Source organism: Pseudomonas canadensis, assembly GCF_000503215.1.
GTDB classification, from domain to species: domain Bacteria; phylum Pseudomonadota; class Gammaproteobacteria; order Pseudomonadales; family Pseudomonadaceae; genus Aquipseudomonas; species Aquipseudomonas canadensis.
Genome location: NZ_AYTD01000014.1, coordinates 247041 through 259832, shown reverse-complemented (window position 1 = coordinate 259832; position 12792 = coordinate 247041). Strand labels below are relative to the sequence as shown.

Sequence of the window (12792 nt, the reverse complement as noted above, 5' to 3'; positions counted from 1 at the left end):
TTTGGCATACCCCCGCGTAACACGAAAGACTCTCAAGCCAGACAGCGGGTGTGCATGGCGGCAGTCTTCGCTATAATCCGCGACCTGCCCACGCCGCAGGCTCACCGAGCGCTGTTTTTAATAGCGATTTACCACAGCCTGGGCCGCCATTACCTCGGTCTATGAATAGGGCCTGAAAGGATCGCGCATGTTTGAAAATCTGACTGACCGTCTCTCGCAGACGCTGCGCCATGTCACCGGCAAGGCCAAGCTGACCGAGGACAATATTAAAGACACCCTGCGTGAAGTGCGCATGGCGTTGCTGGAAGCCGACGTGGCTTTGCCGGTGGTGAAGGACTTCGTCAACTCGGTCAAAGAGCGCGCGGTGGGCACCGAAGTGTCTCGCAGCCTCACGCCGGGCCAAGCCTTTGTGAAGATCGTCCAGGCCGAGCTCGAAAGCCTGATGGGCGCGGCCAATGAAGACTTGAACCTCAGCGCCGTGCCGCCGGCCGTCGTATTGATGGCCGGTCTGCAAGGTGCGGGTAAGACCACCACCGCCGGCAAGCTGGCGCGCTTCCTTAAAGAGCGCAAGAAGAAGTCCGTGATGGTGGTGTCGGCCGACGTGTACCGTCCGGCGGCCATCAAGCAGTTGGAAATGCTCGCTGGCGAAGTAGGCGTGACTTTCTTCCCGTCCGACCTGAGCCAGAAGCCGGTCGACATCGCCAACGCGGCTATTAAAGAAGCCAAGCTGAAGTTCATCGACGTGGTCATCGTCGATACCGCCGGTCGCCTGCACATCGACGAAGAGATGATGGGCGAGATCAAGGCGCTGCATGCCGCGATCAACCCGGTCGAGACGCTGTTCGTGGTCGACGCCATGACCGGCCAGGATGCGGCCAATACCGCCAAGGCCTTTGGTGACGCACTGCCGCTGACCGGCGTGATCCTGACCAAGGTCGACGGTGACGCCCGCGGCGGTGCTGCGCTGTCGGTACGTGCCATCACCGGCAAGCCGATCAAGTTCATCGGTATGGGCGAGAAGAGCGAAGCGCTCGAGCCGTTCCACCCAGAGCGTATTGCCTCGCGCATCCTCGGCATGGGCGACGTGCTCAGCCTGATCGAGCAGGCCGAAGCCACGCTCGACAAGGACAAGGCCGACAAGCTGGCCAAAAAGCTGAAGAAGGGCAAGGGCTTCGACCTCGAAGACTTCCGCGACCAGCTGCAACAAATGAAGAACATGGGCGGTCTTGGCGGCCTGATGGACAAACTGCCGAACATCGGCGGTGTGAACCTGGCGCAGATGGGCAATGCCCAGGGCGCGGCAGAGAAGCAGTTCAAGCAGATGGAAGCCATCATCAACTCCATGACCCCGGCCGAGCGCCGCGATCCCGAGCTGATCAGCGGTTCGCGCAAGCGCCGGATCGCCATGGGTTCCGGCACCCAGGTGCAGGACATCGGTCGCTTGATCAAGCAACACAAGCAGATGCAGAAGATGATGAAGAAATTCTCCGCCAAGGGCGGAATGGCCAAGATGATGCGCGGCATGGGCGGTATGTTGCCCGGCGGCGGGATGCCAAAGATGTAAAGAATTCGAGCAGAAGTTCGCTTCTGCTCCGACCCACAGGGATGTGGGATCTCCAGCAAACCCGCCGTTGGCGGGGGCTGACCGGCCGTTTTAACCGACGGCTCTATAGCAGATCTGAGTGGCACGCTGATAGGCGCCAGAAAAAGACATTTGCAAAAGTCCGGATATTCCTTAGAATATGCGGCCTTTCGGGCACCTATGCCCGCTGTGCATTTAGATTTGCAGCACCGACTACAGGAACGATGTTCACATGCTAACAATCCGTCTTGCCCTTGGCGGCTCCAAAAAGCGCCCGTTTTACCACTTGACCGTAACCGACAGCCGCAACCCGCGTGACGGTTCGCACAAGGAACAGGTTGGTTTCTTCAACCCTGTTGCTCGTGGTCAAGAAGTTCGTCTGTCCGTGAACCAAGAGCGCGTAGCCTACTGGCTGAGCGTGGGTGCACAGCCATCCGAGCGCGTTGCAAAACTGTTGAAGGACTCGGCTAAGGCCGCAGCCTGAGCAATATGAACGCGACGCCAGCTGTTGCTGATGATTTGATCGTTATCGGCAAGATTTACTCTGTTCATGGCGTTCGCGGCGAAGTGAAGGTGTATTCCTTTACTGATCCGACTGAAAACCTGTTGCAGTACAAGACCTGGACGCTCAAGCGCGAAGGTAGTGTGAAGCAGGTTGAGCTGGTCAGTGGACGCGGGAGCGATAAGTTCCTGGTCGCAAAGCTCAAGGGTCTTGATGACCGTGAAGAAGCTCGTCTTCTGGCCGGTTATGAGATCTGCGTGCCGCGAGACCTGTTCCCTGAATTGACCGACGGTGAGTACTACTGGTACCAGCTGGAAGGTCTGAAGGTTATTGATCAACTCGGGCAATTGTTCGGGAAAATCGATCATCTTCTGGAAACCGGCGCCAATGATGTAATGGTGGTCAAGCCTTGCGCTGGCAGCCTGGATGATCGCGAACGCCTGTTGCCCTATACCGAGCAATGCGTGTTGGCCGTCGACCTGGCAGCGGGCGAGATGAAGGTGGAATGGGACGCGGACTTCTAAGCGTGGCTAATTTGCGCATTGAAGTGATCAGTTTGTTTCCCGAGATGTTTTCCGCCATCAGCGAGTACGGCATCACCAGTCGGGCGGTGAAACAGGGGCTGTTGCGGCTCACCTGTTGGAACCCGCGAGACTACACGACGGATCGACATCACACTGTAGACGATCGCCCATTTGGCGGTGGTCCGGGCATGGTGATGAAGATCAAGCCCCTGGAAGACGCGTTGGTTCAGGCCAAGGCCGCCGCCGGGGAGAAGGCGAAGGTAATTTACCTGTCCCCTCAAGGCCGCCAGCTGAAACAGGCTGGGGTCCGCGAACTGGCGAATGAGGAAGCACTGATCCTGATTGCCGGTCGCTATGAAGGCATTGACGAGCGTTTTATTGAAGCTCATGTCGATGAAGAGTGGTCGATTGGGGACTATGTCCTGTCTGGCGGCGAGCTGCCGGCGATGGTCCTGATAGATGCGGTTACACGACTGCTGCCTGGAGCTTTAGGGCATGTGGACTCCGCGGAGGAAGATTCCTTCACGGATGGTTTGCTGGATTGCCCGCACTACACCCGACCGGAGGTGTATGCGGATCAGCGTGTTCCCGACGTATTGCTAAGTGGCAATCACGCACACATCCGGCGTTGGCGTTTACAGCAGTCCCTTGGTCGGACCTATGAACGACGCGCCGATCTTCTGGAAAGCCGCTCGCTTTCTGGAGAAGAGAAGAAGCTGCTCGAGGAATACATCCTCGCGCGGGACGATAGTTAACAACGTATCGATGGTAGGTCCATTGACTTACCTTAGGAGCACAGCATGACTAACAAAATCATCCTTGCACTCGAAGCAGAGCAGATGACCAAAGAGATCCCTACCTTTGCCCCGGGCGACACCATTGTCGTTCAGGTGAAAGTGAAGGAAGGCGACCGTTCGCGTCTGCAAGCGTTCGAAGGCGTGGTAATCGCCAAGCGTAACCGTGGTGTGAACAGTGCTTTCACTGTTCGTAAAATCTCCAACGGTGTTGGCGTAGAGCGTACTTTCCAGACCTACAGCCCGCAAATCGACAGCATGGCCGTCAAGCGTCGCGGTGACGTACGTAAAGCCAAGCTGTACTACCTGCGTGACCTGTCCGGTAAAGCAGCTCGCATCAAGGAAAAACTGGCTTAAGTCCAGCTTCCCGATGCAGAAAAAAGCAGCCTACGGGCTGCTTTTTTGTGCCTGAAATTTGTCTATTTGCCGGTATTTGTCCATGACCACCCGCCTCGAAGAAATCCAGCGCCGCACCGACCTGTCCGTGACCCACGTGACCAAGGCCGTGTTCCCGCCGACCACCAACCACCACAACACCCTGTTCGGCGGCACCGCCCTGGCGTGGATGGATGAAGTGTCGTTCATTACCGCCACGCGCTTTTGTCGCTTGCCGCTGGTGACGGTGTCTACCGACCGTATCGACTTCAATCATGCGATCCCGGCCGGCTCCATCGTTGAGCTGATCGGTCGCGTAATCAAGGTGGGGAACACCAGCCTCAAGGTTGAAGTGGAAGTGTTCGTAGAGAGCATGAGCGCCGATGGCCGCGAGAAGGCGATCCAAGGTGTGTTCAGTTTTGTGGCGATTGATGCCGATAAGCGTCCGGTGCCTGTGCTGCCTGGGTTTGTAGACTGATCCTGGACCGAGCCGCGGCCATCGCAGGCAAGCCAGCTCCCACATTTGATCGGTGGAGGGTACAAATCAGTGACCCGACACAAAACCCCTGTGGGAGCTGGCTTGCCTGCGATAGGATCTAACAGACATTACAGAAATCCGCCTGAGCCCCCATGCCCGCCATCGACCACCCCCTGATAGACCGTTTCCTTGACGCCCTCTGGCTGGAAAAAGGCCTGTCAGACAACACGCGCCAGGCCTACCGCAGCGACCTGGCGCTGTTCAACGGCTGGCTGCAGGAAAAAAACCTCGAATTGATCAACGCCGGCCGCGAGCTGATCCTCGATCACCTGGCCTGGCGTCTGGAGCAGAACTACAAGCCACGCTCCACCGCGCGATTCCTTTCCGGTGTGCGTGGGTTTTATCGCTATCTGCTGCGGGAAAAGTTGATCGCCCTCGATCCCACCCTGCAAGTCGACATGCCACAACTCGGCAGGCCATTGCCCAAATCCCTGTCGGAAGCCGACGTGGAGGCCTTGCTCGCCGCGCCGGATTTAAGTGAAGCCATCGGCCAGCGCGACCGTGCCATGCTGGAGGTGTTGTATGCCTGCGGCCTGCGGGTGACCGAATTGATTAGCCTCACCCTGGAGCAAGTCAACCTGCGTCAGGGCGTGCTGCGGGTGATGGGCAAGGGCAGCAAGGAACGGCTGGTGCCGATGGGCGAGGAGGCGATTGTCTGGGTCGAGCGCTATATGCGTGATGCTCGCAGTGAGCTGCTTGGCGGGCGGCCCAGCGACGTGCTGTTCCCCAGCCTGCGCGGCGAGCAGATGACCCGGCAGACCTTCTGGCATCGTATCAAGCACCAGGCCAAGGTCGCCGGTATCGGCAAGACCTTGTCACCCCACACGTTGCGCCATGCATTTGCCACGCATTTGCTCAACCACGGTGCGGATTTGCGCGTGGTGCAAATGTTGCTCGGCCATAGCGACTTATCCACAACCCAAATCTACACCCACGTCGCGCGTGCACGTTTGCAGGATATGCACGCCAAGCACCACCCGCGAGGCTGAAAACCGCCAATTTATCCCGTCACGGGCTGCCCTGCGGCCCAACTGTGGTAGGCTTTGCCGGTTAGTAAAGGGGACGGCCCATGCCCGAGTTTCCACATCGGTGCTACTGCTCCCGTCCCTGCATCTGCCTTCAGGAGTTCCCATGCGCTTGACCCAGATTATTGCCGCCGCAGCCATTGCGTTGGTTTCTACCTTTGCCTTCGCCGATGACGCTGCCGAGCAGACCATCCGCAAGAGCCTGGCCAACCTGCAACTCGATACCCCGATCGAAAGCATCAGCGCCAGCCCGATGGCCGGCCTGTATGAAGTCAAGCTCAAGGGCAGCCGCGTGCTGTACGCCAGTGCCGACGGCCAGTACATCGTCCAGGGTTACCTGTTCCAGCTGAAGGACGGCAAGCCGGTCAACCTCACCGAGAAAGCCGAGCGCCTGGGCGTGTCCAAGCTGATCAATGGCATTCCGGTAGCAGAAACCGTGGTTTACCCGGCCATCGGCGAGACCAAGACCCATATCACCGTGTTCACCGATACCACTTGCCCGTACTGCCACAAGCTGCACGCCGAAGTGCCGGCGCTGAATAAGCTGGGCGTGGAAGTGCGCTACGTCGCGTTCCCGCGCCAGGGCCTGGGTTCGCCGGGTGACGAGCAGTTGCAAGCCGTGTGGTGCTCGGCCGACAAGAAAGCAGCCATGGACAAGATGGTCGATGGCAAGGAAATCAAGGCGGCCAAATGTGCCAATCCGGTTTCCAAGCAGTTCGCCCTGGGCCAGTCCATCGGCGTGAACGGTACACCGGCCATCGTTTTGGCTGACGGCCAAGTGATTCCGGGCTACCAGCCGGCACCACAAGTTGCCAAACTGGCGCTCAGTGCCAAATAAATCAGTATCGTCGAAATGTCGACGATCAAGGCTCGCTGACACGTCAGCGGGTCGTTAATTGCAAGCCGCAGTCGTGCGGCTGTTTTCCACGGCCGACCTAGCGTCGGCCGTTTCATGGGGAGTTCTTCAGTGAAACCGGTCAAAGTAGGCATCTGTGGGTTAGGGACCGTCGGTGGCGGCACCTTTAACGTACTTCAGCGTAACGCTGAGGAAATTTCCCGCCGCGCAGGTCGCGGGATTGAAGTGGCGCAAATTGCCACGCGTTCGCCAAAGCCTCAGTTCGAAACGACCGGTATTGCGATTACCAACGATGTCTTCGCCGTTGCCACCAACCCTGAAATCGATATCGTCATCGAGCTGGTCGGCGGCTACACCGTGGCCCGTGAGCTGGTGCTCAAGGCCATCGAGAACGGCAAGCACGTGGTTACCGCCAACAAGGCGCTGATCGCCGTGCACGGCAACGAGATCTTCGCCAAGGCGCGTGAGAAGGGCGTGATCGTGGCGTTCGAAGCCGCCGTGGCCGGTGGCATCCCGGTGATCAAGGCGATCCGTGAAGGCCTGTCCGCCAACCGCATCAACTGGGTGGCCGGCATCATCAACGGCACCGGTAACTTCATCCTTACCGAAATGCGCGAAAAGGGCCGCACCTTCGAAGACGTGCTTGCCGAAGCCCAGGCCCTGGGTTACGCCGAAGCCGACCCGACTTTCGACGTGGAAGGTATCGACGCCGCTCACAAGCTGACCATCCTGGCGTCCATCGCCTTTGGTATCCCGCTGCAGTTCGACAAGGCCTACACCGAAGGCATCACCAAGCTGACCACCGCCGACGTGAACTACGCCGAAGCCCTGGGCTACCGCATCAAGCACCTGGGCGTCGCGCGTAGCACACCTGCGGGCATCGAGCTGCGTGTGCACCCGACGCTGATCCCGGCCGACCGCCTGATCGCCAACGTCAATGGCGTGATGAACGCCGTGATGGTCAACGGTGATGCGGCCGGTTCGACCCTGTTCTACGGCGCCGGTGCCGGCATGGAGCCGACCGCTTCGTCGGTGATCGCCGACCTGGTGGACGTGGTCCGCGCCATGACCAGCGACCCGGAAAACCGCGTGCCGCACCTGGCCTTCCAGCCGGATTCGCTGTCGGCGCACCCGATCCTGCCGATCGAAGCCTGCGAAAGCGCCTACTACCTGCGCATCCAGGCCCAGGACCATCCGGGCGTGTTGGCCCAGGTCGCCAGCATCCTGTCGGAGCGCGGAATCAATATCGAGTCGATCATGCAGAAGGAAGTCGAGGAGCAAAACGGCCAGGTGCCGATGATCCTGCTGACTCACCGCGTGCTCGAACAGCACATCAACGATGCCATCGCTGCCCTGGAAGCCCTGCAAGGCGTGGTCGGCCCAGTGGTGCGGATCCGCGTCGAACACCTGAACTAATGGTTTTGCTGCAAGGGCCCCGCAGGTTCGGCGGCCCTTGTTCAAGAATGCTCTAGAGGAGCCAGTCATGCGTTATATCAGCACCCGCGGCCAGGCACCGGCCCTGAATTTCGAAGACGTCCTGCTGGCAGGTCTTGCCACCGACGGCGGCCTGTACGTGCCGGAAAACCTGCCACGTTTTACCCAGGAAGAAATCGCTTCGTGGGCCGGCCTGCCGTACCACGAACTGGCGTTCCGCGTGATGCGCCCGTTCGTCACCGGCAGCATTCCGGATGCGGACTTCAAGAAGATCCTGGAAGAAACCTACGGTGTCTTCTCCCACAATGCCATCGCGCCACTGCGCCAGCTGAATGGCAACGAATGGGTACTGGAGCTGTTCCACGGCCCGACCCTGGCATTCAAGGACTTCGCCTTGCAACTGCTGGGTCGCCTGCTCGACTACGTGCTGGAGAAGCGCGGCGAGCGCGTGGTGATCATCGGCGCCACCTCCGGTGATACCGGCTCGGCGGCCATCGAAGGCTGCAAGCATTGCGAAAACGTCGACATCTTCATCCTGCACCCGCACAAGCGCGTGTCGGAAGTGCAGCGTCGCCAGATGACTACCATCTTTGGTGAAAACATCCACAACATTGCCATCGAAGGCAACTTCGATGACTGCCAGGAAATGGTCAAGAACAGCTTTGCTGACCAGAGCTTCCTGAAGGGCACACGCCTGGTAGCGGTGAACTCGATCAACTGGGCGCGGATCATGGCCCAGATCGTTTACTACTTCCACGCTTCCCTGCAGTTGGGCGGCCCGGCGCGTTCGGTGTCGTTCTCGGTGCCTACCGGCAACTTTGGCGATATCTTCGCCGGTTACCTGGCGCGCAACATGGGCCTGCCGATCAACCAATTGATCGTCGCCACCAACCGCAACGACATCCTGCACCGCTTCATGAGCGGCAACCAGTACGTCAAGGAAACCCTGCACGCCACCCTGTCGCCGTCGATGGACATCATGGTCTCGTCGAACTTCGAGCGCCTGCTGTTCGACATGCACGGTCGTAACGGTGCAGCGATTGCCGGCTTGATGGACACCTTCAAGAGTGGCGGCGGTTTTAGCGTGGAAGAAGAGCGCTGGACCGAAACCCGCAAGCTGTTCGATTCCCTGGCCGTGGACGATGCACAGACCTGCGAAACCATCGCTGAAGTCTATGCCCAGACCGGCGAGCTGCTCGACCCGCACACCGCTATCGGTGTGAAGGCCGCCCGCGAATGCCGCCGCAGCCTGGACATTCCAATGGTGATCCTGGGCACCGCCCACCCGGTTAAATTCCCGGAAGCGGTAGAGAAGGCTGGTGTTGGCAAGGCGCTGGAGCTGCCTGTGCACTTGGCGGACCTGTTCGAGCGTGAAGAGCGTTGCACCGTGTTGGCCAACGACCTGAAGGCTGTGCAGGCGTTTGTGAGCCAGCACGGAAATCGTGGCAAGCCGCTCTGATTCAATGGCTTCGCGAGGTTGCTCAAGCCCGTCTTAGTGACGGGCTTTTTCATTGGGGCAGGCCAAACTCCAACGGGCAACCGACAACAAAAAACAAGGAAACCAATACGGTGTTTTTATTGAGCCGAAGATGCATGTGGCTGGTGTGTCTGCTCTTGTTCGGTCATCTGTCGACGACCCTGGCAGCCGTTAGCCTGCCCTTCAAACTGGTCCCGGCATTTACGCCTCTGGCACCCTTGCCTTTGACGGCCGCCGAGCAGCAATGGCTGGCGACCCATCGAACGCTGAAGGTTGGTATCTCCATTGATGATTACCAGCCGATTGATATTACCCGCGACCATAATCGCTACCAGGGCATCAGCGCCGACTACCTGAGCCTGATCGGCGCGCGCCTCGATGTGCCCATGCAGGTGATGGGCTTCGCTGAGCGGGCGCAAGCGGTGGAAGCCTTGCGCAGTGGGGCGATTGATATTCTGACCAGCGCCAATGGCTATGAGCGGGATGTGCCTGGGTTGCGGTTTACCCGGGACTACATGCCGGATCGTTCGGTGGTTGTCGTGCGCCGCGACGACGCCACGCAGAACGAGGACCTCGCGGACAAGAAGGTGGTTTTGCTGGAGGGATATGCCAATGTCGGCAATGTGCATCGGGCCTATCCCGCCAGTCATATCATACTGGCTCCGAACCTTTACAGTGGCTTGGAGGCGTTGAACCAAGGGGATGCCGATGCCTTTATCGGCAATGAAGTGATCGTGCGTGCCTACAAGTCGCTGCGTCCTTACCTGGGTTTGCAGATAAAAGTGGAAAGCCGGCTGGCGCCGATTGGTTTTGCCTTTGCCTCCCGTGCGGCGGACCCTTTATTGGGCGCCATGCTGGACCGTGCCCTGGCGAGTATCGACGAGTCGATCCAGCGTGAAATCCTGGCGCGCTGGACCACTGGCCTGGGGGTGGACATCGCCGCAGACCGCATTGTGTTGTCGGCCCAGGAGCAAGCGTGGCTGTTGCACCATCCTCATGTGGTGGTGGCGTCCCAGCAACAGTCGCCGTACATCTTCAAAGACAAGGACGACCAATGGGTCGGCCTGAACGTCGATCTGCTAAACCGGATTTCACGCATGACGGGGTTGCAGTTCGTGATGGAGGAGGTGTCTTCCACCGCGCAGACCCTGGAGTTACTGGCAGCGGGCAGGGCGGATATGAACACCACGCTGGCCGAGAATCAGGAACGCAGGCAATTCCTGGATTTCAGTCATGGTTTTGGTGGCGCCGGGTGGGTGTTTATCCAGCGCAGCGACACGCCATTACTGGTCAGTTTGAGTGAACTGTCCGGCAAAGTATTGGCGTTGCCGGCACGCCATGTACTGGAAAACTTTATTCGTCGTGAACACCCAGACATCGAAATTCTCTCTGTCGATAACTATACCCAGGCCCGTGATCAAGTGATCCAGGGGCACGCGGCAGCGACTATCCAGAATGAAGTGGAGGTGCAGAGTTACCCGTCCGACGGCTTGCGTATCGGGCGTAGCGTCGAGGGCAAGTGGTCGTCCAACAGCCTTGTGGTGCGCAAGGATCAGCCCGAGCTGCTGAGTATTGTGAACAAGGCTTTGGAAGCGATGCCGGTGGCAGAGTTGAGCGCGCTGCGCTTGCGCTGGCTGGGCGCGGTGCCCATCCCTACATCGGCATGGCAGCGTGTGCCGCCATGGGCCTATTGGACGGTCGCCATGGCGCTGTTGTGTGTGTTGGTATCGCTGGCCTGGAATAGCCGGCTCAAGCGTCAGATCCAGCAGCGCTTGGTGGCCGAGCAACGACTGAGCGATCAGTTGGCCTTCAAGCGTGCCTTGCTCGACGGCATGCCCAACCCGGTTTTCGTACGTGACCTGGCTGGGCGGTTGGTGACCTGTAACACCAGCTATGAGCAGCAGTTGGCCACCCGGCGCGAGCAGATCCAGGGCCTGACCTTGATGGAGAGTGGCTTGATGCCAGAGGCTACTGCCGCACGCCTGCATGCAGGGCACATGGAGCAGTTGGCAACGCAGCGATCGTTATTTGTTGATCGCCAGTTGGAGTTCAACGGCGGCACTTTCCACGTGTATCAATGGACGGTGCCGTTTTTCGACGCGCGCGGCCAATTGCAGGGATTGCTCGGGGGGTGGATCGACATCAATGAGCGCAAAGTCCTGGAACATCAGTTGATGGACGCACGCCAGGCTGCTGACGAAGCGAATTACGCCAAAAGTGCATTTCTCTCGACGCTCAGCCACGAAATTCGTACACCGATGACTGCCATCATCGGCTTGCTTGAATTGGAACAAGAACGCGCCCTGGCCGAGGGTAAACGCGTTTCCGAAGCGCTACAGGTGGCCCATCGTTCGGCACGAGAATTGATTGAGTTAATGGGCGATAGCCTGGACCTGGCCAAGATCGAAGCAGGCCATTTGCAACTGGCGCCGCAGACCACTGACCTGAAAAGTTTTTTCGAGGGGATCCAGCGCCTGTTCGAAGCCACCGCACGTAAAAAAGGCCTGCATTTGACCCTGGCGTTTGACCCAGCGGCGCAAGGGAATTATTGGTTCGACCCGCTGCGTTTGCGGCAGGTCATGCACAACCTGCTGGGCAATGCGTTGAAGTTTACCGAGCAGGGTGAGGTCCGCCTCAGCGTCGTCACCCTGTGCGATGAGTCAGGCGCTGAATACCTGCATGTGTGTGTTGCAGACAGTGGGCCGGGGATTGGCGTCGAACAACAGGCCCGGGTGTTCAAGCCTTTTGTCCAGGTCAGCCCGCTGACGGCGGCTCAGCATGGCGGGACGGGACTGGGCTTGAGCATTTGTCAGCAACTGGTGGAGTTGATGGGCGGCACGATCTCCCTGAGCAGCGCGGCGGGCGAGGGCACGACGGTGTGCATTGACCTGTATCTGGAACGGGTCAGTGGCGACGACATGCCCATTGTGCCTGAGGTGACCCTGCCGACTGTCGGTCGCCGTTTGTCGGTGCTGGTCGTGGATGACCTGCCCGCCAATCGTCTGGTACTGGCTCAGCAGCTTCAATTCCTCGGTCATCGGGTGGTGGCCCTCGACTCGGCTGAGTTGGCCTTGCAGCATTGGCGAGATGACGCCTTTGACGTGCTGGTGACCGATTGCAACATGCCGGGTATGTCCGGCTACGCCTTGAGCGAAGCGGTCCGCGGGATTGAAGCGCAGGAGCGACGACCGCGCTGTGCGTTGGTAGGTTGTACCGCCAATGCCATGGAGGATGAGCACCAGCGTTGTCTTGAGGTGGGGATGGATGAACTGCTGGTCAAGCCGGTTACCCTTGAACACTGGGCCAGGGTACTCGCCCGCGTGGCGCCGTTGCGCACCTTCAATATCCAGACCTTGCATGCGATGACCCAGGCCGATGGGCCGGTGCTGCAGCGAATGCTGGAGGAGCTGGCGAAGAGTCTTGAACATGAGCACGACGCGATCAAGGCGGCGTTGGCGGAACAGGATTTCCCCCGGGTGATGGCCTCGCTGCATCGCCTCAAGGGCATTTGCTGCCTGGTGGATGCGCTGCCCCTTGCCAAGGCGTGTGTGGGGCTTGAAAGCTGCCTGCGTGAGCAACGTATTGAAGAAGTTCAACCCCTGTGGCTTGTGCTGAATGAAGCGCTGGCAGAGTTTAAAGTTGAGCTGGGGGCTCATTTGAATCCGCAAGAATAGGACGTGTCCTA

The 12792-nt window shown here is 59.2% G+C and carries 11 protein-coding genes; all 11 read left to right on the top strand.

The genetic code is table 11. The features are described 5' to 3' along the window. Nucleotides 1-187: 187 nt before the first annotated feature. The 11 genes from ffh (at nucleotide 188) to U367_RS0116265 (ending at nucleotide 12781) form a co-directional block, all read left to right on the top strand. Nucleotides 188-1564 (top strand): signal recognition particle protein, encoded by a 1377-nt coding sequence (gene ffh, locus U367_RS0116315; protein ID WP_003193965.1) that lies wholly within the window; start codon nucleotides 188-190, stop codon nucleotides 1562-1564. Between the two features lie 250 nt (nucleotides 1565-1814). Then, entirely contained in the window at nucleotides 1815-2066 is a 252-nt protein-coding gene (gene rpsP, locus U367_RS0116310) for a 30S ribosomal protein S16 (RefSeq protein WP_003175899.1), read from the top strand. 5 nt (nucleotides 2067-2071) lie between these two features. Then, on the top strand, nucleotides 2072-2608 hold the full coding sequence (gene rimM / locus U367_RS0116305) for a ribosome maturation factor RimM (protein ID WP_028617814.1): 537 nt from the start codon (nucleotides 2072-2074) through the stop codon (nucleotides 2606-2608). Next, nucleotides 2590-3363, top strand: a complete 774-nt coding sequence (gene trmD / locus U367_RS0116300; RefSeq protein WP_174890967.1) for a tRNA (guanosine(37)-N1)-methyltransferase TrmD — start codon at nucleotides 2590-2592, stop codon at nucleotides 3361-3363. The genes rimM and trmD overlap by 19 nt, the downstream gene beginning before the upstream one ends. A gap of 45 nt (nucleotides 3364-3408) precedes the next feature. Further along, complete coding sequence (gene rplS / locus U367_RS0116295; protein WP_003175895.1) at nucleotides 3409-3759, top strand: 50S ribosomal protein L19; 351 nt, start codon at nucleotides 3409-3411, stop codon at nucleotides 3757-3759. 82 nt (nucleotides 3760-3841) lie between these two features. After that, entirely contained in the window at nucleotides 3842-4255 is a 414-nt protein-coding gene (locus U367_RS0116290) for an acyl-CoA thioesterase (protein WP_003193963.1), read from the top strand. A gap of 152 nt (nucleotides 4256-4407) precedes the next feature. Then, nucleotides 4408-5304 carry a site-specific tyrosine recombinase XerD gene (xerD, locus tag U367_RS0116285; protein ID WP_028617812.1) on the top strand — a complete coding sequence of 299 codons (897 nt, stop codon included), beginning with the start codon at nucleotides 4408-4410 and terminating at the stop codon, nucleotides 5302-5304. 142 nt (nucleotides 5305-5446) lie between these two features. Then, entirely contained in the window at nucleotides 5447-6178 is a 732-nt protein-coding gene (locus U367_RS0116280) for a thioredoxin fold domain-containing protein (protein ID WP_010207987.1), read from the top strand. 129 nt (nucleotides 6179-6307) lie between these two features. Then, entirely contained in the window at nucleotides 6308-7612 is a 1305-nt protein-coding gene (locus U367_RS0116275) for a homoserine dehydrogenase (RefSeq protein ID WP_010207988.1), read from the top strand. A gap of 67 nt (nucleotides 7613-7679) precedes the next feature. Then, nucleotides 7680-9089, top strand: a complete 1410-nt coding sequence (gene thrC / locus U367_RS0116270; protein WP_028617811.1) for a threonine synthase — start codon at nucleotides 7680-7682, stop codon at nucleotides 9087-9089. 134 nt (nucleotides 9090-9223) lie between these two features. After that, nucleotides 9224-12781, top strand: a complete 3558-nt coding sequence (locus U367_RS0116265; protein ID WP_394365165.1) for a transporter substrate-binding domain-containing protein — start codon at nucleotides 9224-9226, stop codon at nucleotides 12779-12781. Nucleotides 12782-12792 lie beyond the last annotated feature (11 nt).

Coding starts and splice junctions, on each gene's coding strand:
- U367_RS0116290 (WP_003193963.1), top strand. CDS start 3,842: ATGACCACCCGCCTCGAAGAAATCCAGCGCCGCACCGACCTGTCCGTG.
- rplS (WP_003175895.1), top strand. CDS start 3,409: ATGACTAACAAAATCATCCTTGCACTCGAAGCAGAGCAGATGACCAAA.
- trmD (WP_174890967.1), top strand. CDS start 2,590: ATGGGACGCGGACTTCTAAGCGTGGCTAATTTGCGCATTGAAGTGATC.
- rimM (WP_028617814.1), top strand. CDS start 2,072: ATGAACGCGACGCCAGCTGTTGCTGATGATTTGATCGTTATCGGCAAG.
- U367_RS0116265 (WP_394365165.1), top strand. CDS start 9,224: ATGTGGCTGGTGTGTCTGCTCTTGTTCGGTCATCTGTCGACGACCCTG.
- rpsP (WP_003175899.1), top strand. CDS start 1,815: ATGCTAACAATCCGTCTTGCCCTTGGCGGCTCCAAAAAGCGCCCGTTT.
- xerD (WP_028617812.1), top strand. CDS start 4,408: ATGCCCGCCATCGACCACCCCCTGATAGACCGTTTCCTTGACGCCCTC.
- ffh (WP_003193965.1), top strand. CDS start 188: ATGTTTGAAAATCTGACTGACCGTCTCTCGCAGACGCTGCGCCATGTC.
- thrC (WP_028617811.1), top strand. CDS start 7,680: ATGCGTTATATCAGCACCCGCGGCCAGGCACCGGCCCTGAATTTCGAA.
- U367_RS0116280 (WP_010207987.1), top strand. CDS start 5,447: ATGCGCTTGACCCAGATTATTGCCGCCGCAGCCATTGCGTTGGTTTCT.